Annotated in this window: 19 protein-coding genes; 15 read left to right on the forward strand and 4 right to left on the reverse strand. The window is 44.5% G+C overall.

The window, feature by feature from the left end; genetic code table 11:
* Positions 1-22 precede the first annotated feature (22 nt).
* From G451_RS0103870 to hydF, 3 genes are read left to right on the forward strand one after another with little or no spacing between them, the layout of a single operon-like run.
* Positions 23-1,453: an aspartate ammonia-lyase gene (locus G451_RS0103870; protein WP_027183230.1), complete on the forward strand. Its 1,431-nt coding sequence runs from the start codon at positions 23-25 to the stop codon at positions 1,451-1,453.
* A gap of 30 nt (positions 1,454-1,483) precedes the next feature.
* Positions 1,484-2,500: a [FeFe] hydrogenase H-cluster radical SAM maturase HydE gene (gene hydE / locus G451_RS0103875; RefSeq protein ID WP_027183231.1), complete on the forward strand. Its 1,017-nt coding sequence runs from the start codon at positions 1,484-1,486 to the stop codon at positions 2,498-2,500.
* The gene (hydF, locus tag G451_RS0103880; protein ID WP_027183232.1) at positions 2,493-3,695 is read left to right on the forward strand and encodes a [FeFe] hydrogenase H-cluster maturation GTPase HydF; all 1,203 of its coding nucleotides are present in this window, start codon (positions 2,493-2,495) and stop codon (positions 3,693-3,695) included. The genes hydE and hydF overlap by 8 nt, the downstream gene beginning before the upstream one ends.
* Positions 3,696-4,575: 880 nt before the next feature.
* On the opposite strand, the gene G451_RS27420 is transcribed toward hydF, so the two are convergent.
* Complete coding sequence (locus G451_RS27420; protein ID WP_245587763.1) at positions 4,576-5,490, reverse strand: LysR family transcriptional regulator; 915 nt, start codon at positions 5,488-5,490, stop codon at positions 4,576-4,578.
* 104 nt (positions 5,491-5,594) lie between these two features.
* Here G451_RS27420 and G451_RS0103905 point away from each other — a divergent pair, with 104 nt between their 5' ends.
* Entirely contained in the window at positions 5,595-6,440 is an 846-nt protein-coding gene (locus G451_RS0103905) for a DUF169 domain-containing protein (protein ID WP_027183235.1), read from the forward strand.
* Between the two features lie 154 nt (positions 6,441-6,594).
* Here G451_RS0103905 and G451_RS34940 read toward each other — a convergent pair whose 3' ends face one another.
* Positions 6,595-6,930, reverse strand: coding sequence for an MBL fold metallo-hydrolase (locus tag G451_RS34940; RefSeq protein ID WP_342663749.1), 336 nt, complete (start codon positions 6,928-6,930; stop codon positions 6,595-6,597).
* Between the two features lie 11 nt (positions 6,931-6,941).
* Between G451_RS34940 and G451_RS27430 the strand changes: the two genes are divergently transcribed.
* The 8 genes from G451_RS27430 (at position 6,942) to G451_RS0103960 (ending at position 16,914) form a co-directional block, all read left to right on the forward strand.
* Positions 6,942-7,943, forward strand: coding sequence for an ATP-binding cassette domain-containing protein (locus G451_RS27430; RefSeq protein WP_051261102.1), 1,002 nt, complete (start codon positions 6,942-6,944; stop codon positions 7,941-7,943).
* On the forward strand, positions 7,924-8,784 hold the full coding sequence (locus G451_RS35275) for an ISL3 family transposase (protein WP_051261103.1): 861 nt from the start codon (positions 7,924-7,926) through the stop codon (positions 8,782-8,784). Before G451_RS27430 ends, G451_RS35275 begins: the two co-directional genes overlap by 20 nt.
* Positions 8,785-10,013: 1,229 nt before the next feature.
* On the forward strand, positions 10,014-11,810 hold the full coding sequence (locus G451_RS0103935; RefSeq protein ID WP_027183239.1) for an ABC transporter ATP-binding protein: 1,797 nt from the start codon (positions 10,014-10,016) through the stop codon (positions 11,808-11,810).
* Positions 11,804-13,549, forward strand: a complete 1,746-nt coding sequence (locus G451_RS0103940) for an ABC transporter ATP-binding protein (protein WP_027183240.1) — start codon at positions 11,804-11,806, stop codon at positions 13,547-13,549. Before G451_RS0103935 ends, G451_RS0103940 begins: the two co-directional genes overlap by 7 nt.
* Positions 13,550-13,833: 284 nt before the next feature.
* Positions 13,834-14,541 (forward strand): helix-turn-helix transcriptional regulator, encoded by a 708-nt coding sequence (locus tag G451_RS32260; protein ID WP_169727818.1) that lies wholly within the window; start codon positions 13,834-13,836, stop codon positions 14,539-14,541.
* A gap of 279 nt (positions 14,542-14,820) precedes the next feature.
* Positions 14,821-15,489 (forward strand): MotA/TolQ/ExbB proton channel family protein, encoded by a 669-nt coding sequence (locus tag G451_RS0103950; protein ID WP_027183241.1) that lies wholly within the window; start codon positions 14,821-14,823, stop codon positions 15,487-15,489.
* Positions 15,476-15,952 (forward strand): ExbD/TolR family protein, encoded by a 477-nt coding sequence (locus G451_RS27445; RefSeq protein ID WP_051261105.1) that lies wholly within the window; start codon positions 15,476-15,478, stop codon positions 15,950-15,952. Before G451_RS0103950 ends, G451_RS27445 begins: the two co-directional genes overlap by 14 nt.
* On the forward strand, positions 15,949-16,914 hold the full coding sequence (locus G451_RS0103960; RefSeq protein ID WP_027183242.1) for an energy transducer TonB: 966 nt from the start codon (positions 15,949-15,951) through the stop codon (positions 16,912-16,914). The genes G451_RS27445 and G451_RS0103960 overlap by 4 nt, the downstream gene beginning before the upstream one ends.
* 538 nt (positions 16,915-17,452) lie before the next feature.
* Here G451_RS0103960 and feoB read toward each other — a convergent pair.
* Positions 17,453-19,435, reverse strand: a complete 1,983-nt coding sequence (gene feoB, locus G451_RS0103970) for a ferrous iron transport protein B (protein ID WP_027183243.1) — start codon at positions 19,433-19,435, stop codon at positions 17,453-17,455.
* Positions 19,422-19,706 (reverse strand): FeoA family protein, encoded by a 285-nt coding sequence (locus G451_RS0103975; protein ID WP_027183244.1) that lies wholly within the window; start codon positions 19,704-19,706, stop codon positions 19,422-19,424. Before G451_RS0103975 ends, feoB begins: the two co-directional genes overlap by 14 nt.
* A 630-nt stretch (positions 19,707-20,336) precedes the next feature.
* Between G451_RS0103975 and G451_RS0103985 the strand changes: the two genes are divergently transcribed.
* From G451_RS0103985 to G451_RS0103995, 3 genes are read left to right on the forward strand one after another with little or no spacing between them, the layout of a single operon-like run.
* Positions 20,337-22,400: a TonB-dependent receptor gene (locus G451_RS0103985; RefSeq protein WP_169727819.1), complete on the forward strand. Its 2,064-nt coding sequence runs from the start codon at positions 20,337-20,339 to the stop codon at positions 22,398-22,400.
* A gap of 25 nt (positions 22,401-22,425) precedes the next feature.
* Positions 22,426-23,169 (forward strand): class I SAM-dependent methyltransferase, encoded by a 744-nt coding sequence (locus G451_RS0103990; protein ID WP_027183246.1) that lies wholly within the window; start codon positions 22,426-22,428, stop codon positions 23,167-23,169.
* Positions 23,170-23,180: 11 nt separating this feature from the next.
* Positions 23,181-23,891, forward strand: coding sequence for a 4'-phosphopantetheinyl transferase family protein (locus tag G451_RS0103995; protein WP_027183247.1), 711 nt, complete (start codon positions 23,181-23,183; stop codon positions 23,889-23,891).
* The last annotated feature ends 186 nt before the right edge of the window (positions 23,892-24,077 follow it).

The raw sequence follows: 24,077 nt of genomic DNA on the forward strand, positions 1-24,077 counted from the left end.
TTTTTCGTTTTGGAGAAGAACTATGATGGAACAGTTTCGAACAGAGTATGATGAGCTTGGCTCTGTCGATATTCCAACGGAAGCGTTATATGGTATTCAAACCGTTCGAGCATTACAAAATTTTCCTTTGTCCGGTTATCGCCTTCCCCCCGTGTTTATCCGATCTTATGCAGAAGTGAAGCTTGCCTGTGTGAGAACGAATTGTGCTCTTGGGTTTTTGCCCGCTCCCATTGCTCAAGCGATAGCGTGTGCTTGTCAGGAAATTATTGATGGGAAACTTCATGAACATATCGTTGTGGATGCCTTTCAGGGAGGAGCAGGCACATCAACGAATATGAATTTCAATGAAGTCATCGCGAAGAGAGCAAATGAATTACTGAAAAGCACATCAAGTGCCGACACTGTCCATCCGCTTCATCACGTCAACCAGCATCAATCAACAAACGATACTTATCCTACTGCACTTAAAGTTGCCGTGTTGCATGAGCTAAAAGCATTGGAACAACCTGTTGCCGATATGCAGGAATGCTTGCAGCGTAAAGAAACGGAATACTGTAATGTGTTGCGCCTGGCTCGTACACAATTGCAGGATGCTGTACCTATAACAGCGGGCATGACATTTGGGGCATGGGCGGAAGCTGTTGCGCGTGATCGCTGGCGTCTTTTTAAAAGTCGTGAACGTATTCGACAAGTCAATCTTGGTGGAACGGCAGTTGGTACCGGTTTAGGGGCTCCTCGTGATTATATTCTTCGGGTGTGTGATGAATTGCGTCAAATAACAGGACTCAAGTTATCTCGCTCAGAGAATCTTGTGGATGCGACACAAAATCTTGATTCTTTTGTGGAAGTTTCCGGCATGCTTAAAGCCTGTGCTGTGAATCTTTTAAAGATATGTAGCGATATACGGTTACTTTCTAGTGGGCCAACAGCAGGCTTTGCCGAACTTCGTATTCCTGCTCTGCAAACCGGCTCGACCATCATGCCCGGTAAAGTCAATCCCGTCATACCGGAAGCTGTATCGCAAGCAGCCTTGCGTATTATGAGCAATGATGGATTGGCTGGCCAAGTAGCAGCTCTTGGGAATTTAGAGTTAAACCAATTTATGCCGCTTATGGCTCATAGTCTTCTGGAATCTTTGCACCTTCTTCGACAAGGTGTTTCCCTCTTACATACCCGGTGCTTGGCGGATATGAGCGTAAACGCTGAGCGAAGCCGTCATCATGTGGTATCAAGTGCTGCTCTTATTAGGGTTTTGGTTCCCGCTATTGGGTATGCAGAAGCGGAAAAGATTATTCAACATGCGAAACAATATAATCTTTCTCTTGCTGAAGCAGCAGAACATAGCATTGGCATGCCTGCTGATACGTTTACGAGGTTACTTTCACCAGAATGCATGCGGCAGTTAGGATATACGGATGAAACCTATGCTGCTTTTAGAAAAAGGCCCCAATAATTACTTGAGTTGTATTTCCGAGATAAAGATATGAATCGAAGCCAAATTATTGAAGTGTTGTCTTCTCGAAATGCTGAAGATGTTTTTTCGCAAGCGAGAGAGGTGAGAGATCATGTCTTTGGAAGAGATGTTTTTCAACGTGGTGTCGTTGAGTTCTCAAATTATTGCAGAAAGAATTGTATGTATTGTGGGTTACGAAAGAGCAATTCAAATTTGAATCGTTTCTCATTGAAAAGTGACGAGATCATATTTTCTGTAAAAAGTATTATAGATTTAGGGATGGGGACAGCTGTACTTCAGTCAGGAGAGGATTCTGCATATTCAATTCAAGAAATAGGTCGAATTATAACGCATATTAAAACACATACTGATCTTGCCGTAACACTTTCTCTGGGCGACTATGATGAAGATGTGTATCGTTTTTGGCGAGATTGCGGTGCAGATAGATACTTGCTTAAAATGGAAACATTCAATGCGCCGCTTCATGAGCAATTACGTCCCGGCCAACGAGTAGAAGAACGCCTTCGTCGAGTAAAACTTCTTTATAAACTTGGATATGAAACAGGATCGGGGATCATTACCGGATTGCCTGGAATGACTTCTGAAATCTTGGCGGATGATCTTATTCGGATGCGTGATCTTCCGTTAGATATGATCGCGATTGGTCCATTTATTCCACATCCCGCCACTCCGTTGTGTAATACGCCTCCCGGAAATGTCGATGAATCCTTACGGGCTATGGCGATAACACGCATTATGCATCCCTACGCCAATATTCCAACAACGAGCGCCTTGGATGCTTTAGTTTCTGATGGGCGCGAAAGAGGACTTCATGCCGGTGCTAATGTTGTTATGCCATCAGCCACACCGGAAACGGTACGGGCTGGTTATAGTATTTATCCTGGAAAAAATAATTCATTAACTCCAGTTCATCAAACTATCCGTTCTTTGCAGCAGCGTTTGAAAGATGCCGGGTATGCCTTGTCGTCTTCGCGTGGCATGTCCCCGGCACGAAGTATCAACAAAGAAGAGAGAAGGTATGTCTGATAAAGCCCCCAAAGGCGTACGCATGGTAATCTCCCTTGTAGGGAGACGTAACGTTGGAAAGTCCTCGCTTATTAATGCCATTGCAGGCCAAGAAATCGCTATTGTCTCAGATCATCCCGGTACGACCACAGATCCTGTAGGGAAACATTACGAACTCCTTCCACTTGGGCCTGTTACTTTTTATGATACTGCAGGACTTGATGACTCCGGTGAACTTGGCGAACTTCGCATTAAGGCAACTCACAAAGTTCTCTACAGAACAGATATAGCGTTGTTGGTTATCGGTTTGGACGGTATAGGGGATAAAGAGCGGGATATTCTTTCGCGCTTGGATGAATTGAATATTGCAACGCTTGTCATTTTTAACAAAACAGATATCGCTTCTCCTCGCTCTGAAGATATGGAATTCTGCACCAATAAAAATCTGTCATATCTTCAAACGTCGACTTCATCCGGTGAAGGCATTGATGCTGTAAAAAAAGCCATCATTGCAAGTGCTCCTCGTGAATTTGCAGAAGATCCAGTCTTGGTGAGTGATTTTATTCAAGAAGGGAATATTGTCTTGTGCGTGGTACCGATTGATCTCGCTGCTCCGAAAGGACGGCTTATTTTACCGCAAGTACAGGTATTGCGGGATGTTTTGGATAGTGATGCACTCGGTATGGTAGTCAAGGAACGAGAGTTGGAAGAAGCATTGATAGTCTTGCAAGATCGTTTGTCATTGGTCGTGACCGATTCGCAGGTAGTCTTGAAAGTGGCGGGTGATGTCCCTGACCATATAGCAATGACGACATTTTCCATTTTGTTTGCACGCTACAAAGGTGATTTACGTACATTGGTGCAAGGCGCAAGGAAAATTGATGCATTACGTGATGGCGATAAAATTCTCATGTGTGAAGCTTGTTCTCATCATGCTGTAGCAGATGATATTGGACGAGTAAAAATTCCTCGTTGGATGACGCAATATACGGGAAAAAATCTCGAATTTGTTCAATACACAGGACACGATTTTCCTCAAGATCTTGAAGAATTTTCCCTCGCTGTTCATTGTGGTGGATGCATGATTAACAGAACGGAAATGTTGCGTCGTGTTCGTGAATGTATGCGTCGCAACGTGCCCATCACAAATTACGGCGTCGCAATTTCTAAAATTCAAGGAGTGTTGGACAGAGTCGTAAAACCATTTAATCTGTAAAGACTTCACCAAAAATAAAATAAGACATTCCCTATTTATCAAAGCTCTTTCGTGGGTGATTCGTCCCATGATGTGCCGGGTTGGAGGAAAACAATTTCAGCAAGGTTTTCCTCCAACTAGGAAAGAACGTATTAGAAACTATTCTCTTCATTGTTAATCCATGAACGTCACGGGCATAGTTCAGCCTTAAATATGGTCTTCGCAAAAGATATGGTGGGGTGGAGGAGGATTTGAACCTCCTCCGGGCGCTGTCATCGGATTAACAGTGCAGTTTTCCAGCGGTATAATTTCTCTCTCAGCTCTTGACCTCAACCAGACACCCCACAAGCACCTCACCAAAAGCCAGGCAGATCAAGCTGATAGCACCAATCATGAAGGACTCCCAAGATACCGTTATGGTTATCTGGGCTGTCACAATGAGTTGAGCTGAGAAAGCACATACTGCCGTCCAGTCAACATCAATCCAATTGCAAAAATTACTAAACACAAATCTATTCATTTTTGAGTATGTGCCAAGGAGAACGCTCGAAGGGATGTTCCCCCCCGGTTCACCGGCAGGTTCACCGCAAAAGAAAAGGCCCGGTTATCTTGAAGGATAACCGGGCCAATGTATTGGAAATTTTCTGGTGGAGCTGGAGGGAATTGAACCCACGGCCTCTTGAATGCCATGCCTGGCGAACGATCAAGACGTGTTGATTTTATTAACCTTTTTACAAGGCATGTGAATATTCTTGTCGGAATCCTAGAGGAATCTTGCGGAATCCAGGTTCACCGACGGTTCACCGGAAAGTGGTGCGCAGATAGGTCTTATCCTCCAAAACGAGAAAGGGCACAGGATGGCAAGACTGAATCGAATGGCCGTCTTCAAACCGCCTGGCAGTCATGAGGGAAAATTGGACATCACATGATCCACGAACAGTCGGACTCTCTGAGGAAGCTGGCTGAGCCCCATGACTAGATTGACGTCGTGCACAAATCCACCGCTCCAATCCGGTAGTACGCGCACCAGCCGCCCCGCCTTTTCATCGGGTTCGGCACGCTCTCTGCGGATCATGGCGACGCCATGTCCGGCCAGAAGAAAATCGCGACACATTTCCACGGAGCTGAAATTGTACTTGGGTTGGATTTCAACGGTCACCTGCCGGTTGCCGTTGTGCATGGGCCACCGCCGCCCGAAACGCTGAAGCACGATGCATGGCAGTTGGAGCAGGTCATTGGGCTCCACCGGCATGGAATACCTATCAAACAACGAGGGCGAGGCGTAGAGAAAAGGTTCTATGGTCAATAGCCTCCTGGCGACCAACGCCGGTGAGATGGACGGCCCGGTGACGAAGGCGACATCAAAAGGAGCCGTACGCATGTCCACGGGATGCTCCTGGAAGGTCAGCTCCATCCGGATATCCGGCCACTTGGCTGCGAAATCCAGCAGCACTTTCTTGAACAGCCCATTGTACAGATCCAGAAACATGCAGATGCGGAGAAGCCCTGACGGCTTTTGCATATTCATGACCACGGAGTCATAGGCCTTCTGCGCCTCATCGAGGACAAAGCCGCACCGATCTAGCAAATACGCCCCATTGTCCGTGAGTTCGACGTTGCGTGTGTCCCTGTAGAAAAGGAGCACGCCCATACGCTCCTCTAACAGCTTGATACGCCTGGACAGGGTCGAAACGCCAATCCCTAGGATATCAGCAGCTTTAGAAAAGCTTTTCTGCCTTGCTACCTCCACCAGCAGCGGAACGTCGTTGAGGAAAGCCTGCATTATTATGCCCGCCAAAGGAAAATAGTTTTTCATTAAATGCTATTTATTTTATTTGTGAGCATGATACGAAAAGTCATGTCGAAAGGCAACGCCACGCGCAGTAGCGGATAACGGACAAAGAATGAAAGGAGGAAGTCATGACAATGAAATCCATACTCGATGGTACCACCACCTTCCTGGAGCACCTCGGATTGAGTGAGGAACCCTTCGGCGTATACTACTCCGACATTAAGCCGGAAAACGCCTTCGGCCCGAAGGTGGGAACCCCCATCTCGCGTGAGTTGGAGGACAAGGGAGAGTTGGACATGCAAGAGGTCATGAAGACCTTCACTTGCGTTATGGGCAGTGTCTGGCTGGCCAGGAAAAGACGCGGTGCGGCCTTTATCTCCTCGGAAGAATACGGATGCCTCGGGGGCGTGTACTATTGCTCGATGATGAAGCCCCACCTCAGGTTCATCGAGCATTACGTTTCCACCGGCTTTGAAGGCACTCCTCTTCATGGCGAACGGTACATGACGAATCCCGACGCCATGCGTGAATTCATGCTCAAGGTAAACCCGCGCGAAGCCCCGGGCAAGTATTGCATCTTCAAACCCCTGTCCCTGTTCACCGACGAGGAACAGCCGGAATTCGTCATTTTCTTCGCTCGCCCGGAGATATTGACCGGCCTTTTCATCCAGACTGTGTTCACCACGGGCGACATGGAGTGCGTAGTCTCTCCCTTCGGCGCGGCCTGCACCAACATGATCGGCTGGCCGCTCTATTACAAGCAACAGGGGCTGGAGAAGGCCGTCATCGGTGGCATGGACCCCTCGGCCAGGAAATTCATGAAGGTCGATGAACTAACCTTTACGGTTCCTCTGAGCCTCTATGAAAAGATGCTTGCCGCCCTGCCGGAGTCCATGTTCACCCACGACACCGACTGGAAAAACGTACGCAAAAAGGTGTCCCGCAGCGCCAAGGCCTGGGGCGAAGAGGGGTAATTCCGTTCTCCAAACAGCTCTATTCCCCGGGCTAGACTTCCCACCAACGGGAGAAAGCCTGCCCGGGATCGGCAAAGTTCACAACTTCGCCGATTCTGGGCGTAACGGGGCGGTAGGCTTGTCCTGGCTCGCTTCCGTGAAGCGCAAAAACGGCTCATTCCACGAGTGGTAGGAAATGCAAAACTTGCCCGCGTGAGACGGGAGGGCGCGATGCCCGCAAATCCTTGGCCGCCTGCGCCGCCTGTTCGGGCATCATGTGCACATACGGCCAATCCTCGCTGTATTGGCCGCTGTCGAGCAGGGCCAGATCGAAACCGCCGAAGCGCTCGCCGATTTCCGCGAAATGCCCGCCGTAGCCGCTGTCGCCGCTGTAGAACACGCGACGCGAGGGAGTTTCCAGCGCGAATGAACCCCAGAGGCTCTTATTGTTATAGTAATGATATTTAATTATCTGGGTGACACTTTGCGAGACCGTATGGATGTCAAGGATATCAGCGGCGTATGAAAGATACTGTCTTAAATCTCCGGAACCTTTGCGCCGGGTATAATGGGAAAAATGTCGTCAGTGATATTTCCTTTGAGGTCGGAGCCGGGGAAATTTTCGCTCTGGTCGGCGAATCAGGGTCGGGCAAATCAACTATTTTAAAGGCAATAATGGGCCTTCCTTCCAATGATGTACGCATTTCCAGCGGGTCTATAATTTTCAACGGCCTGAATATGGCTGAACTCTCTTTTGAGGATCGCCGAAAACTACTGGGTGAAAAATTATGCACGGTTTTCCAAAACCCTGCGACGTCCATGAACCCCATACGTAAAATACGTAGTCAGTTTCTGGACACCATGCGGAGCCACAAACGGATTGATCCTCCCAAAGCCCTCGCTGCAATACGAACCGTCTTTAACAAACTGGGCCTAGGTGATACGGACCGAGTGTTGGATTGCTGTCCTTTTGAATTTTCCGGGGGCATGTGCCAGCGTGTAGTTCTAGCCCTGGCTATGGTAATGGAGCCTGTTCTTATCCTAGCCGATGAACCCACCAGTGCTCTTGATGTGATGAATCAACGTCAGGTTATTGATGAATTTCGTATCCTACGTGAAGAATGCCGAGCATCAATCATTCTTGTGACACACAATGTATCTCTTGCGTCACATATAGCCGACAGGACGGCCATCATGTTCCAGGGGGAAATTGTTGAATGCGGGCCCACTAGACAGATACTCCATTCACCGAAACATGCATATACAAAAAAGTTAATATCTGACGTGCCACGAATTCGGGCAATATCTTTACCCCATAGCTTCGCGTCCAAACTTCTTGAAGTGAGCAATGTGACCAAGCGATATAACGTTGCCGAACAAACAGTAGATGCGATTCAAAACGTAGGTTTTACTCTCACCCGCGGCGAGGTATTAGGAATTGTGGGTGAATCGGGCTCTGGGAAAAGCACTCTTTCCAGACAACTCCTGCAATTAGAGAAAACGGATGAGGGGTTACAGCAATAAAGACATTGCCCAAGAGAATCATATTGGTGTTGCCAGTGTAGAGCGATTTTATCATCAAATGATTTGCCACAAGGCGAACCACCGGAAAAGCAAAAACTGTCCTCGCATTCTTGGTATCGATGAACATCGATTTACACGAAAGAAGAAATTCCTCACAACGTTTTGTGATCTTGAGAAAAATAGTGTTTTTGATCTTGCGGAGGGGAAAAGTGCTGCGGATTTAAAAGACTTTTTATCAAAACTTAAAGGAAGAGAGAAAGTCGAAGTTGTTTGTATCGATATGAACTCCGCTTATCGTAGCATGGTCCGCACCTGGTTCCCAAACGCCCAAATCGTGTCAGATCGTTTTCATGTTATTCGGCTTGTAAATCACCATTTTAGCAAGACGTGTATACTCCTTGATGAAGAACGTCTCGCACATGGCCGAAAAGGTTTGATGCGGCTTTTATTGCGAAGACAGGATCGTTTGACAGAAAAACAGCATGCAAAACTTACTGCATATCTCACAACTCAACCCGCGATTGAATCGTTATACCTGTTTTGTCATGCTCTTAATGACTTGCTCCGCACCAAAACGCAAAATGAGAAAGGATGCCGGAAGTACGTTGCAAAACTCATTGAAAAGATTAATCAACTCCGAAAATCTCCTTTTTCCCCTCTCAAAACACTTGGAAGAACTTTACAGAGCTGGCAGGAAGAGGTGGCTCGGATGTTTCGATATACTAAAAACAATGGAATAACCGAGGGCTTTCATCGAAAAATGAAGCTTATACAACGTCGAGCATACGGATTTCGGAATTTCGAAAATTATAGATTAAGGGTAAAAGTGCTGTGCGGATAGCGTGAAGTGAACCACGTCGGAAAGGCGATTTTCCCGGCCCTGCCCCCGTCTTCGGTGTAGAACCTAGCGAGTTATTTCAGTGGGTAAAGGTGCTTCTCGGCGGAGAGATGTTCACCCCCGGTTCACGGGCAGGTTCACTGCAAAAGAAAAGGCCCGATTATCTTGAAGGATAACCGGGCCAATGTATTGAAAATTTTCTGGTGGAGCTGGAGGGAATTGAACCCACGGCTTCTTGAATGCCATTCCTGGAGAAGGTTCAAGAGGTATTGATTTTATTAATTTTTTTGCAGTGCCTGTGAACACTCTTGTCGGAATTCTAGAGGAATATTCCGGAATTCAGGTTCACCGACGGGTCACCGGTATTTGATGATTGCTGTATTTATATTCACATCTTTTAGACTTATCTCAATGGTGTGATGCTTGTGGATTACATGAATCCTGGGCGTTAAAGAATGGTGGTTTAACTTGGTGTCCACAACTCTGTAGCAGGATCACACCTAGTGAAGAGAATGGATGGGGAGAGAGGTTGTTGGAGTGTACGGGAGAATGTCAGATCAAGTCGTGACTACTACAAATGAGGTTCAAGGGGCGGAGGTTCAAATCCTCTCATCCCGACCAGAAAAGAAAATTTCAAGACCATTGAAAATTTTCTTTGCCAAAAAACAGCTTGCTTGTTTGGCGTCTCAAGTCCTCTTGGTTGCCTTTTTCTTTCTTATAGGGATGTCATCTTCCATGTCTCATCTTCGGAATAATCATTCTTCAATTAATATATTAAAATTATTTATATTTTAATTATGTCATCGTTGCTGCTGTTGCATTTGTATTTTTACAATAATCTATACTGATTGTTTCAGGATAATATTTTGTAGCTTTTAGGATAAATATGCTTCCTGAAGATAATTCATTGAAATTGATTGTCGTTTTCAATAGAAAGGTCCACGCACACAGGATTGAATTGGTTCGCTCGTAATTCGAAAGCAAAAGTGTAGCAGTCTATCTTGAATTGAATTGGTGCTATGAAATCAGACGAGAATGATTGCCATAGACCAGTTTCTAGCGGTCTTTTTTGAACCTCTCTCCGGAAATTTTCTCTGTGCCGTTCTCGGTGGAGCGCTTGGGCCGCGTATGTTTGTTTGATGTTTTTATTCATCTGACTTGGGTTCATAGGGTGTCCATACCATGTCCTATAGCATGTACGTATGGATAAATTTTTGGATAGGAGCTTTTCTATGCCTCCATTTCTTATTGTCTTTACAAAATTACTACGTCTGGCAAGTCAGCATCGTTGGTACATAGGGCTTGCGGTACTCCTTGCACTTGGAAGTGCCTTCCTGTCGTTGACACCGGCACTTGCCGTTTATGCCGCACTTACATTGCTTCTTACTCCGGATTTTGGACCCCATCTTATGAGTTCTTTATGGTCGATTGGACTCTGGGCTGTCGCGGGTGTTGTTGGCCAGTATTGTCTTTTTTTTGCCTCGACTATGCTGAGTCATATTGCAGCCTATGACATTCTTTATCAATTACGCCTCAAAATTCTTCATCATGCGGCGAAGCTGCCTATGGGATATTTTACCTCGCATAATTCTGGGGCAACACAAAAGGTTCTTTTCGATGATATTGAAGAAATAGAGATGTTTATTGCTCACCATTTACCGGACCTTGTTTGTGGAGTTGCTCTACCGGGGTTGGTTTTTTGTGTCATGGCCTGGTTTGATTGGCGATTGGCTCTCGTCGCGCTGATTCCTGTGCCGATCTGCATATGGTTACAGAGTCGAGCTTTTTCTGACGTAGGCGAGGGGGGACTTTTAAAACGCTATCATGATGCAATGGAAAATATGAATGCTGCTATTATTGAATATGTTCGTGGTATGCCGGTTATAAAAATATTTAATCGCTCTCCGGACTCTCTTAAACAGCTACGTTCCTCAATCATGCACTTTCGTGATTTTCAGTGCGATTGGAGCCGCCGTGCAGCTCCACCTTGGGCTATGTTTGTATCTATTACCGGGGCACCGCTTATCGTTTTGCTTCCCATCGGGCTTTGGTTGTATTTTTCCGGTCGTCTTGATTTGGCCGTATTGTTTCTCTTTTTCATGATTGGAACAAGCTACCTGCGCCCTTTAGCCAAAGTCGCATTGCTCGGAGGCTCTCTTTGCAGCATGGGAGAAGGACTGGATCGTATTCAGGCAATTCTCGAAACTCCGACTCTCAATGCAGAGAGCGCGAATCACACGATTCCTGTTTCTGGCGATTTGTTTTTTGAACATGTAGATTTTGATTATGAATCAGGACCTGCTTTACGCGATGCCCACTTCGTGGCGCGAGCTGGGACTGTAACCGCTTTGGTTGGCCCGAGTGGGGCTGGAAAATCTACCATTATCAATCTTGCAACCAGATTTTTTGATCCTAAAGAAGGCTGCATTCGCATTGGCGATACGAAGGTGTGCGATTTATCACAATCCGCACTTGTTGCGAGTGTTTGCGCAGTCTTTCAAGATCCATTTCTTTTTACGGAATCTGTGCATGATAATATCGCCATGGGGCGACCCGGAGCAAGCCGAGAAGAAATAGTAGCAGCCTCCAAAGCAGCACGTTGCCATGATTTTATTAAGGAATTGCCATTGGGGTACGATACTCGTGTTGGTGCAGGTTCTGGACTGCATATCAGCGGTGGACAACTTCAACGTATTGCACTGGCGAGGGCTATTCTTAAAGACGCCCCGATTGTCTTACTTGATGAAGCAACTTCCTACGCCGATGCACGAAACGAGCTGGAAATACAAAATGCCCTAGCTGAACTTTTTGCTGGTAAAACCGTTTTGGTGGCGGCTCATCGTCTCCGGTCAATCGCTTCTGCCGACCAAATTATTGTTATCAATGAAGGACGTATTGTCGAAAACGGTCATCATGACACATTATTGGCTGCTGGGGGGTGCTATGCGTCGTTGTGGAAGGCTGATTATCAGTCACAAGATTGGTATTTACCCGGGACTGCAGAGAAAAAGGAGCATATCGTATGCTAAAAAACTTTTCTATTGTTACCGGTGGGTTAAAAAGCCTACGACTCCCTTTCGCTCTCAATTTTGTAGCTTTGATCCTACGAGGCATGCCATTAGCTTTATTATGCGTCATTATTACCGAGCTTGTCACAAAAGGTCGTGATGCCGATATAGAAAAAATTTTTATACTTGTCGGAATAATATGTCTTATTTTTATCGGACACGTTCTTTTATCAGCTCAAGCTCAAACGAAAGCATGCGTAGGGGCCTATACTATTATTGCGGATGCTCGTGTGCGTCTGGCCACGCATCTCAAAGACCTTCCGCTGTCGTTTTTTAAATCCCGTGACCCTGGTGATATTACGGCAAATTTACTTCAAGATATGAGCCGTGTGGAAAATGTTATGAGTCATTTATTGGTAGAAATGACGAGTGGGGTCATATTACCGATATTACTGGCTGCGTGGCTGTTTTGGATTAATTGGCAGTTGGCTTTGTTTATGATCGCTGGAGTGGTCATCTCGGGACCACTCGTCTGGTGGGCACATCAATGGGTCGGCCGATTGGGAAAACGTCATGTAACAGCACAAAATGATATGCTTTTACATATGTTGGAATTTTTAGAGGGAATAAAAGATCTGAAATCGAACAATATAGCGGGAGAACGCCTTGATCTCCTCAATGACGCCATGCGTCGTAATCGTGATTTGAGTGTGGGACTTGAAGTAGCCGGAGTCCTTCCCCTTATGTTCTTCCGTTGTATTCTCGACCTCAGCTTCGTGGCGATAATTTTGCTTGCTGTAACGCTTCTTGCTTCTGAAAGTGTGGTTCCGGCAACATGCATTATCTTTCTTATTCTTGGTCAACATTTTTATGAACCACTTCATCTGGCTGGAAGTTTTTCTACTCTTGTTCGGTATATATCACTTGCAGCTCGGCGCATTGCTACCGTTTTCTCTTTTCCAAAGCTCTCCGGAAAGGTTTCCCCGCTTGTTCCGATTGGAAATGACGTGGAATTTCAAGATGTATCTTTTGCTTATCACGATAAATCTGTGATTAATAACGTCAGTTTCACTACGAGGTCCGGCACGATGACAGCTCTTGTGGGTCCCAGTGGGGGAGGGAAAACCACGTTGGCTGGACTTATTGCACGTTTCTACGATGTAGCTGAAGGCCAAATTCTCTTGGGTGGAGTCGATGTGCGGGATGTAGACCCCCATGTTCTTTATGATCGTATTGCCATGATTTTTCAGGATGTCTATCTATTTGACGATACAGTAGAAAACAATATTCGGCTGGGATGCCCAGAAGCCTCTTTTGAAGCCGTACGTGAAGCGGCACGGCAAGCAAATTGTCTCTCATGCATCGAATCTTTACCCCAAGGCTGGCAAACTCGTGTCGGGGAAGGTGGGCGCCGTCTTTCAGGTGGGGAACGCCAACGTATTTCTATCGCTCGGGCTCTTTTAAAAGACGCCCCCATTGTCCTTGTCGATGAAGCTACAGCCTCATTAGACCCGGAAAATGCATTTGCCGTTCAAGATGCATTAGCACATCTGGCAGAAGGGCGTACTGTGATTGTCATTGCTCACCGGTTATCTTCTATAATAAGCGCGGATCAAATCCTTGTTCTCGATTCTGGCCGTATCGTTGCACAAGGTCAGCATGAAATTTTACTCGCTGCCGGTGGATTGTATGCTGAATTATGGAAAGATCAGCAAGCTGCTCGTCGCTGGCAACTCAAAGCAAACACAGTAAACGGCTAAGGCAACATAAACCTCCACTTTGTCTTGCACTTCGTTTTTCAAAATAAGATTTTTGTTATTCAAGGATAAGACATGTCATATGCTTTTTGGTAATTTCATTGAAAACAATTTTCATTATCATGGCGATTCTGAGAAATAAGGAATAGACACAAAAGGATACAATTCAACATGGAGAAACACATTGATAGGTTGAAATATTCATGAATCGGGAAAAACGATGTTCGCTCGTTTTTCTTCCCTTGAGACATCCGCGAGAGGATAAGCACGAGACAAGTTTTCAGCCTATGCATATTGAAAAACTGGGCTTTATCCAAACTGAGGAAGTCGAAGTGCAAACCATGATCGTGCGAAGCCAAGAATGCGGATATTTACGAGTGATTGGCGAAACCGATACCGTGAATTGCGCTATTATGCATAGCCACCATGACTCTAGCGGCTATAGTATCTTGCTGCATCGCGCTATCTCATACAAGTTGACGCTTATCCGCATACGGCGATCCCTTTGCCGTTTGTTGGTTGAACTCCCTGATGTTCTTGTCGTTCCATGCCCCGAAAAAGCACAATCGGTATTAAAAACTCTCAGTCAGGGCTCTCCCGAGGAGGAAAATCAACTTTATCTGCTTGCCAAGATTTTAGAATTGCTTGCGCATTGTTTACACGTGCAGCAAATGCAACTGCCTATTTCGTTAGAACAACGCGCTGCGGCTATCCTGCAGAGTGACCCGGCTTCACCGCCCTCGGTTAAAGTATTAGCAGCTATGTGTGGCACCTCGACGACGACGCTAACTCGACGATTTCGCACTACATTCGGCACAACAGTACGCGGTTATCTCCGTGATCTTCGTTTAGAAATGGCTCGTGACTTATTGAAAAATCAAGGGTTTTCCGTGACAGAAGTCGCACTGTCCGTCGGATATGGAAGCCTTCCTTCCTTTTCTCGGGAATTTCATGCTCGTTTTGGGTCTCCTCCTGTCTATTTCCGTCGTAACTAATTTAAAATACATGTAAAAAATCAAAATCAGGATGCCGTTATCACATCCTTCCTCAGCAAAGGACTCTCGAATTTTAAAGAAAAGGGTTCTTTTGGGATAAGACAAGGGACATTGTCTCATTTAATATGAGATTGAATTTCATTTGCAGAATCAAAAGTTTTTCGATCAAGCCGGAAAGATTGTACCCGACAAGAATCGGTTGCGAAACACTCCAGCGAATGCGCCGCGCTTTGGTGCTGCAGATCGATCAAATCCGGGTAATGAAAAAGGATACATGTTATGCCGCAAATTGAATTATCGTTGGGATGGGTTTTTGCTCAAGCGACAGGCGCCGTACAGGGAGTGTTGGTTATTTTGATCCTCTCTTCGGTGATTTGTTGGGCCATTATTTTGGAAAAAAGTGTTATTTTATATCGTTATCGACGACAGACACGTCAATTTGAAGACATCGCACAATCAAATAATCCAGGAAGCACAGTCTCACCCGGAGGCGAATTGCCTGACGCAATTTTAAAAGAAGGGCGCAGTGCCTGGGCACAAACCGCTCCCGGTGAAAATCCTGTTGATCGCAGAAATTGTGTCGAACGCGCTATGCGTGATGCTGTATCGAGCGTACTTTTGAGAGCGGAGCGTCGTCTTCCTTATCTTGCTACGATTGGTTCAGTTGCACCTTTTGTCGGTCTTTTTGGGACTGTTTGGGGCATTATGCATTCTTTTGTCAGTATCGCGCATACAAACGACACCAGTTTAGCTGTTGTTGCACCGGGCATCGCCGAATCACTTTTTACAACAGCGGCCGGATTGGTGACGGCGATTCCAGCATCCGTTGCATATAACAAAATTGCAGCTGACTTTAACAGTTTATCCCGGAGATTATCGCTCGCTATAGCCGCGATTACACGTAAAGCTCCGGCAAGAAGTATGGAGGCGGTTGATGATGCCGCTTAATGGTGCAGGAGATAACGATCAAGGTGCTGGGCTTAATGCTGAGATCAATGTCACCCCTTTTATCGACGTCATGCTGGTGCTTCTCATCATATTTATGGTGACAGCCCCCTTGATGATCGCAGGCGTGCCACTAAAACTCCCCAAAACTTCGGCCGCAAGTTTGGAACCACCGAAGGAGCCTATTGTCGTCAGCATGAACAAAGACGGTCAGATTTATCTTGGTGAAGACCTTGTGACGGAAGAGACCATGGCCGGTCGTTTGAAAGAAATGGAGGCGGACAAACCTGGACAAACGGTATTCGTGCGTTGCGATAGAAGCTTAGATTATGGTCGGGTTATGGAATTACTCGGGCATGTCGGAGCTTGCGGTGTGTCGAGTTTATCACTCATATCTGAAGCACAGCAGGACGGGCAATCTCATAGCATTGAGCAGAACAGCAAACTTGGTAGAGCCCTGCCATGAGTCTATATCTAGCCTCTCGCCGTGGTGCCGGACTCAGTTCGTTGGCAACCTGGAGTGTGTGGACAGTTTCAATTCTGGCCCATGCTTTAGCTATCATCAGTATGGCTGCTTTGGCTGGCCCCAAACCTCTCCCTCCTGTTTTGCCTCGCATTGTACTCACTGCCTCTTTAGGGATGCCAGGTTACGGGAGCGGGGCGGCCAGTCCTGATATTGCGGTAGGACCACCAGATGTACCACAGAAATCGAATGAACCGGAACCACCTTTAGAGAAAGAAATGGCTCAGGCTCCTGAGCCGACTCCAATGCCTCCGCCGGAGGAATTATTGCAAGAACAGCCCGCTGAGCCTCAACAAAAGCCGTTGGAAACATTGGACGCTCAGGAAATCGAACCCACTCCCGTGCCTCCTCCATTGAAAGAAAAAGCTGCTGTTAAGCCAAAACCGAAACCTAAAAAGATAAAGCATACACCTCCGGTAAAGGAAACTTCCCATAAGAAAAAAAAGGCGAATACGGTAAAAAAACACAAGGCGAAATCGCAAACAACGAAGACCGCCAGTCAAACCGCGCCCGTGAAGTCAAATGCGACTTCCAGTACAAGCGGTGGATCAAAAACTCCTTCCGGAGGGCGTGGAACTCCTGGGGGAGGAGGAAATCTTGGATCAACTGGCAGTCCCTTACAAGCGAGTCAGCTTGACAGGCAGCCTGCTTTGGTTTTTGCGCCTCAACCTGAGTATCCTTTAAAGGCAAAACGGCGCGGTCTACGCACCAAACTTCGGGTGCGTTTGCTTGTCGATAAAGGCGGTCACGTCAAGCGTGTGGATATATTAGGAGGGGAATATGCTGATATTTTTTCAACAAATGTCCGGCGCGCGCTTGCTCGCTGGCGCTTTAAGCCTGGAACACTGAAAGGAAAACCAGTGAATTGGGTCGCTGTCTTGCCGGTAGCCTTTGAATTGCGCTAGCGATATCATCTTTTTGCAGAGGATGTGGTCGTCTCATTGAATAATTAATGTGGTTAAGGCATATATTTCGCCTTAAAACATAAGGCAAAATACAGACATCTTTCATCCAGCCACGTGCCCTTTGCATATCATTCTTCGCGGATCTCTCGTCGCAGAATGGTACGCACGGTTTTTTTTACAAAAAAAACTATAAAGTATGTCCTGTTTTTTTTTACAGTCAAAATCAATCCTTCCAACAAAAAAGTCACATCAAGCTCTTCTTTATCGACATCCTCAGTAATTTTATACTGTAATTTCAAGTGATTTTAGCCCCAAATTACTCTAACAATTCATTGCCAAGTTGTAATGGAGTTTACCCACCTATACTCAGGCTCAATGATTGTAAAAACCATCTTAAAAAGATGATATTATTATTGTATGAAGAAAAATTTCATTTCATATGAATAATACTGAATGGAAGTTGTGTTTAATATTGTGATTTATTGTGTTATAAAGAGCGTAACATGATTGGTCATTATTTCATCATAAAAATAATTTTTTATAATACAATTGTAAGCATAGTATATGTTCCTATAGAGACAACTATAGGAAGTAAAATTGTATAACATGCTACAAAAAAAGTCTTTTTCAATGAATTTGATTCTTTAAAAATCATTCCTAGAGTTGGTAAGCAAGGCATGGAAAGGAATTGTGCGAGCAGAAAAGAAATTGCGCTTGCTGTTGTGATCTGTGTCTGCAACGTGACCTTCAAACTTTCAATGGGCACATTATAAAGGAGGGCCATCGTGGGCAAAACCGTTTCACGGCTGAGGGCAGATGTCATGAGTGACGTGAGAAGTTTCCAATCTAACCCCATAAAAGAGGCAAGTGGTTCAAGTCGCGTACCGATCATTCCGAGGTATGAAGAGTTAATGTTACCGGCAGGATAATAAGATAGAAACCAGAGGATAACTCCGAATCCTAAGATAATGGCTGAGGCTTTTTTAAGGAAAGCCAAAACATTATGCAAAACATGCAATCCGATGATTTGAAAATTAGGCGCATGAAACAACGGAAGTTCCATGAGCATATCATAACTGTTCTCTCCTTTCATTAATGTCTTTTTTAACCAGATACTGGCGATCATAAAAAGCAAGAAAGAGAATCCCATTATTCCGCAAGCAGCAATAATGGCTCCAATTGGTGAAAAAAGCCATGTACATAGCGTAAGCAGGACTATTATTTTAGAAGAACATGGCACAAGTGGTATAAGCAACAATGTATGAAGACGTTGCTGCGTATGCGCTATCGTACGTGTGCCAATGATACCTGGAATATTACACGGAAGAGAAAAGAGTAAAGGAATAAAAGACATACCATTCAAACCTAATTTCGTCATAAGTGAATCCATGAGAAATGCGGTTCGTGGTATATATCCAATTTCTTCCAGAAAAGAGAAGATAAAATAAAACACGGCGATAAGTGGAACCATGCAAACTAATGCAGAAGCGCTAAGAAATATACTCTGTATCAATGCCGTAAGCATCGGCATGCTCGAAGGAAGGCTATTTACAACAAATGTAGAAATATCTTGTATAAGAATACTTATGCCAATGCCTGTAGGATAACCGACCAATAACCCTACACTAATGGCTGACAGGAGAATCACTGCCATGAATACGTACCCCCAAAAAGGGTGTAAAAAAAATTTATCACAGCGTTGAGTCAAGGTTTCTTGTGGTTCTTCCGCAATTATACATTCTTCTAAAATTTCCTGTATCCATGTAAAACGTGCGGTTTGAGCTTGTGTAGCAGCAATTTCCGGAAAAATATTACCTGTCTTATGGATTAATTGTTTAATTTTTTTGTCTGCAAACGTATCTCCTTCCATTGCTTTCCAAACAAGACGTTCCATATCTATATTTTTTTCTGATGTAGTGGATACTATTTTCAGTATTTCCTTATATTTTTCTTTCAATTCTAAGGGTATTTTTTCTATGAGTTCAGGTAGTAATTTTCTATTTGATATCCTTATAGGTAGGGAAAGAACATTTCGTAAATTTTCAACACCTCTTTTTTTAGAAGCCACAAGTTCAATACATGGAATATCTAAAGCATTTTCTAATGATTCTATATTTATATTTATTCCATTATATTGTGCGACGTCTGCCATATTTACAGCAAGAATACAAGGAACACCAATAAGCAATATATCTAAGCAATAATTTAAAGTTCGAGCAAGATTAGCTGCATTTACAACAATGACTATGGCATCGATTTGTTCCTCCATGATATGCTGTACTGCAATTTTTTCTTCTTCTGAGCGGGCTAATAAAGAATATGTGCCTGGGAGGTCGACAAACTGGAAGGTTTCACCGTTTATGACGGCTTTTCCCATCTTTTTTTCAACAGTCTTGCCTGCCCAGTTGCCGACTTCCTGATGTAGACCTGTTAACGCATTGAAAATTGTTGATTTTCCCGTATTCGGCTGTCCCGCCACTGCCACATGGAAAGAGGAAGGTCGATGGTTATTCGGTCTCATGCTGAGCGTCCTTCACAAAAATTTTTTGAGCAACTCCCGCGGATAGAGCGAGAAGCATTCCATTGGTTCGTATGACCACGGCTCCACGCTTGGTCGTACGAATAACGAAAACGGGCTTGTCCGGTAAAAGCCCAAGGGAGGCAAGTCGACATGTGATGTCTGAAGAACAACCGACTGAGACCACCAAAGCTTGGCATAGCTGCGGTAATCGACTGAGTTGTATACTTTCCAGCAGCGTTTTTTCTTCACAAAGAAAATTTTTTTTCAACATGTATTCCTCTGCATTCTTTTTTTCTGTTTTTTCATAGACATGGATTATCTTCCAGATTTTTAGAAGAAGATTTCAATACAATTTATTTTGAAATACAAAAAAATATGCAGATTATTATTTGAAATAAATTCTTAACACGTTTTATTGCAATAGATTTATGTCTCAATAAAAAAGTTTTGGTAAAAGAAAATCCCTCTTGCGAATAGAGTTGATGAAGAAATTTCGGTGAAGCACTCATCGTTCACCATACGACTCAATCATAACTCTATTATCTATAATATGCTGAATTTATAATGTTTTAATCTGGATAATGACACTTTGTTTAATACATGATTCGGATGGTTGAATATCGAAAATAAAATTGAAAGTAAATGTCATTTTCAATAAGAATAAATAAAATATTTACTAAGTGTGGATTAATAAAGATAAAATCAATATTTTTATCCGAAAAGAACGATGTTGACATCAAAAGTATCGTTTACTAGATAGCAGGCTATACAAACGAAAATGAGTATCATTTTCATTATCAATACAAAGACGTTCAGTGAGAACGGTTCTTCTAACTGGTCAGGATAACTGAAAAAATAATCGAAAGGGAGCAAGAAAATGAGGAGTTTAGGGGTCCAATTTATGGCAATAATGTTTTTGCTCTTCACTATGCCCGTCTTTGCTGCAGACAATGCGGATGAGGAGAGCATTACACCATCTATGGACATGGATGCCATTGTTGTACGGGCAGATAAAATGCAGGAAGATGTACAATCAATTCCATCTAGTGTTTCCGTTCTTTCTTCAGATGATGTTGAAATACGTCAGGTAGAAAAAACAAAAGATATTTTCAAAGTAAATCCTAATATGTTTTTTGTAAAATCTGGACCAGATGCTCATGAAGGAGATTCTTTTGCTTCTGTTCGTGGAATCACTTCTTTTATGAGTGGAGCTCCTGTTTTGGGATTTTACGTAGATGACATTTATTATCCTGGTTATGAGATTCCACTTTTCGACGTGGACAGAGTTGAAGTGCTTCGTGGACCACAAGGGACGCTTTATGGGCGTAATAGTGAAGCGGGAATCATTAGTATTTTTACAAAGAAAGCCAATAAAGATGTTTGGGAAGGCAAGCTGACTGAAACGTACGGAAGTTACAATACAACGACGACGACAGGCATGGTGTCCGGTCCGTTAGTTCGTGATGTCTTGTCTATGCGAATTGCAGGGCAATTCGAACATAGCGATGGATACTTCAAAAATGATCATTCTGGCTCGAATACAGTTGATCAGCATGATGATTGGGTCGGGCGTGCGTCGTTTGATTGGTCTCCCAGTACGGATTTCAGGCTGACACTGAATGTGGATGGGGAGGCTTACGAGGGAAATTATGCTGAATTTAACACTCTGTCCAAAGTATACTCTGATCCTCATGAAGTTGATGTGGATTGGGATGGATTAGCACGCAGGCGAGCATTGGGGGCATCACTACGAGCTGAATGGAATTTTGATTCAGCAAAATTGCTCTCAATCACAAGTGTTCGCGACACACATTCACGTGGTGACCAGGATATGGACTTCACCATAGAAGATTTGACGCGCTATTATATCACTGAAAACAATCAAATGTTTACGCAAGAATTTCGCCTCCAATCCCCGGAAGAAAGTGACAGCCCATTTAAATGGTTAGTTGGCACTTTTATGTTCGCTGAGTCAGACATGCTACGCTACAAATATGCAGCCGGCAGTGCAGATCCTTATGTTGCCAATAACTATTATTTTCAGAGAGGGACCACAAGCAGCAGAGGCCTCGCCGTGTTTGGGCAAGGTGTATATTCATTCGGCCCTGTCGATCTGACTTTAGGGCTTCGATATGATTACGAAAATAAAGATTTTTATTATACGAATGGTGCAACCCCCGCGATGGTTGAAATGTGGGGCATGACCAATGCAACAGGAAGTAACAGCAACTCATACGGAGCATGGCTCCCTAAAGCCGCTTTAAGTTGGCACGCCACCGATAATCTCATGCCCTATGCCAGTGTTTCAAGAGGGTATCGTGGTGGTGGATTTAACCTCGCACAAAATACAGGCTCGGCCTACGACCCGGAATATACCTGGAACTTTGAGGCGGGGGTAAAAACACAATGGCTTGAGAATAAGCTGAAATTTAACTTTTCTGCATTTTATATCGATTGGACGGATATTCAAGTCCTACAGCCGAATTACCCTAATTTCGCCATAGAAAATGCGGGGAAAGCCTATAGCCAAGGGCTTGAAGCGCAGTTCTCATGGAATGTCGTGCCAGGCCTGAACCTTTACGGTAACGCCGGTTACACGGACGCGCGTTTTGTTGAGTACTCAGATGATGACGGCGATTACTCCGGCAATCGAATCCCCAACGTACCGAGATATACTGCAACTTTTGGCGGTGTATACCGCTTTCTCGATAATTATATGGTGAATGCGGATATAATGACTGTAGGTGACATAGAATGGGATTCAGCAAATTCAGAAAGCCAAGATATATACAACATTCTCAATGCTAAAATTGGATATGAAGGAGACAATATAGACGTTTATCTGTGGGGCAAAAACCTTTTTAACGTGAATTATGCAACGCGTGCTTTCATCATGAATGACCAGTGGTACGGTCGTGCAGGGGACCCGCTTCGTGTCGGTATAACACTCAGTTATAGATTTTAACTAGCTATAATCGATGGAGGAAACGATGGGAAATTCGAAAGAAATATATGCAGACGCTGGAGAATTCTATGACGTCGTATGCGATGAACAGTGGCGTCTTCGTAAAGATTCTTTCCAGCAGGTTCTTTCTCAACTCAATGGAATTACAGGATCTATTGTCGATATCGGTGCAGGAACCGGCCATGGTGTTTTGGCTGCTGCTGAGGTTCTGCCGGAGGTGGACATTTTTGCTGTGGAACCATCACCCACTATGCGCACAGCTTTGCTTTCTCGAATCATGCAGACAGGGGATCTCCGGAAACGGGTCTCGGTGATCCCGTCAGCTTTCGAGGATGTCGATTTACCAAAAGAGATTCGTGCACTTCTTCTTTTGGGGTGTGTGGGATTTGTTGACGACGGTGCCAGAAAAAAATTTTGGAAAAAGCTTGCGCTTCATATGCCCCCCGGAGGGATTGTCCTTTTTGATGTGATGATGATCAGTACGCCTCAACATGTGGAAAAAATGCGTTTGGCTGAAATTCCTGTGGGATACAATACATATCACGTTTGGATTGAAGGAATACCAGAGGACGAACAGCATGAGAAATGGTTGCTTACTTATCAGATTACTACAGATGAAAGAGTGCTGTTGGAACGACGTGTGGAATTTTTATGGCGAACGTTAGGGCTTGAGGATGTCGCTCGCGAAGCCGAACCGTATGGTTTTGCTTTTGAGCCGCTAACCGACACGCTCATTCCTTCGGCAGTGTTACGCAGGACAGCGGCATAAGGATGGAAGGTATGGATATGAAACGGTTTCGTGTCTCTCCTGATAAAAATGAGAGCGTGGACGTCTTGTTTTTTCGACTGAATGGTGAATGGGGCGAACATGACCTGAAATCGTTTCTCTCCTGCCTTGATCCCACTGAACGGCAACATGCGTTGGAACGGAAAGGTTGTATTCAGACTCGTTATATTCGTGCCCATGGGGGGCTAAGGCATATATTGAGTGCTGCAGTGTCTTTGCCTCCAGAGGAAATCGCTTACGTTTATAACCACTATGGCAAGCCTGCAATAAAGTCTGGAAACATATTTTTCAATATGTCGCATTCAGATCAATTCTGCATGGTGGGCCTTTCCAACAGATATGCCATTGGGGTGGACGTACAGAAACATGTTCCTCTGGATAATATACGAGCGCTTGCCAAAGAAGTTTTTTCTTCGGAGGAATGCCGACTCCTCGAAAGAACATTACCCAAGCAACGACACATCACTTTTTTTAACATGTGGGCTCGCAAAGAAGCATTGCTTAAATATTTCGGCATTGGAATGGCAGAGCGCCCGTGGGATTGGACTGTTCGACCACGAGGAAGGCGGGAAGCGAGTTCCATCTATATGGGAGAGAAGAAGCTTCCAATAAAACTCTATTCTGGAAATGTCCAAGGCGTTCTTTCTTGGGGAATTGCTTGGGGACCATTGAAAATTTCATCTTGTCAGCATTCTTGTGTGTAATTGTCATATGACAAACAAAACTCATATAGGTGTGTACGATCATGTGTAAGATAAGTATGAATATTACATGTTTTTTGTATGGGTTTATCTGTGAAAAAATGATCTTGAGCAATAGATGTTTAATTTTTTACATCGGAGATGACTGTATTTCCAGCAATTTCAAAAGAAAACATAGTTTGTGTCTGG

It is taken from the genome of Desulfovibrio inopinatus DSM 10711, from assembly GCF_000429305.1.
Classification (GTDB): domain Bacteria; phylum Desulfobacterota; class Desulfovibrionia; order Desulfovibrionales; family Desulfovibrionaceae; genus Alteridesulfovibrio; species Alteridesulfovibrio inopinatus.

Coding starts and splice junctions, on each gene's coding strand:
- G451_RS0103870 (WP_027183230.1), top strand. CDS start 23: ATGATGGAACAGTTTCGAACAGAGTATGATGAGCTTGGCTCTGTCGAT.
- hydE (WP_027183231.1), top strand. CDS start 1,484: ATGAATCGAAGCCAAATTATTGAAGTGTTGTCTTCTCGAAATGCTGAA.
- hydF (WP_027183232.1), top strand. CDS start 2,493: ATGTCTGATAAAGCCCCCAAAGGCGTACGCATGGTAATCTCCCTTGTA.
- G451_RS27420 (WP_245587763.1), bottom strand. CDS start 5,490: ATGAAAAACTATTTTCCTTTGGCGGGCATAATAATGCAGGCTTTCCTC.
- G451_RS0103905 (WP_027183235.1), top strand. CDS start 5,595: ATGACAATGAAATCCATACTCGATGGTACCACCACCTTCCTGGAGCAC.
- G451_RS27430 (WP_051261102.1), top strand. CDS start 6,942: ATGAAAGATACTGTCTTAAATCTCCGGAACCTTTGCGCCGGGTATAAT.
- G451_RS35275 (WP_051261103.1), top strand. CDS start 7,924: ATGAGGGGTTACAGCAATAAAGACATTGCCCAAGAGAATCATATTGGT.
- G451_RS0103935 (WP_027183239.1), top strand. CDS start 10,014: ATGCCTCCATTTCTTATTGTCTTTACAAAATTACTACGTCTGGCAAGT.
- G451_RS0103940 (WP_027183240.1), top strand. CDS start 11,804: ATGCTAAAAAACTTTTCTATTGTTACCGGTGGGTTAAAAAGCCTACGA.
- G451_RS32260 (WP_169727818.1), top strand. CDS start 13,834: ATGCATATTGAAAAACTGGGCTTTATCCAAACTGAGGAAGTCGAAGTG.
- G451_RS0103950 (WP_027183241.1), top strand. CDS start 14,821: ATGCCGCAAATTGAATTATCGTTGGGATGGGTTTTTGCTCAAGCGACA.
- G451_RS27445 (WP_051261105.1), top strand. CDS start 15,476: ATGATGCCGCTTAATGGTGCAGGAGATAACGATCAAGGTGCTGGGCTT.
- G451_RS0103960 (WP_027183242.1), top strand. CDS start 15,949: ATGAGTCTATATCTAGCCTCTCGCCGTGGTGCCGGACTCAGTTCGTTG.
- feoB (WP_027183243.1), bottom strand. CDS start 19,435: ATGAGACCGAATAACCATCGACCTTCCTCTTTCCATGTGGCAGTGGCG.
- G451_RS0103975 (WP_027183244.1), bottom strand. CDS start 19,706: ATGTTGAAAAAAAATTTTCTTTGTGAAGAAAAAACGCTGCTGGAAAGT.
- G451_RS0103985 (WP_169727819.1), top strand. CDS start 20,337: ATGGCAATAATGTTTTTGCTCTTCACTATGCCCGTCTTTGCTGCAGAC.
- G451_RS0103990 (WP_027183246.1), top strand. CDS start 22,426: ATGGGAAATTCGAAAGAAATATATGCAGACGCTGGAGAATTCTATGAC.
- G451_RS0103995 (WP_027183247.1), top strand. CDS start 23,181: ATGGATATGAAACGGTTTCGTGTCTCTCCTGATAAAAATGAGAGCGTG.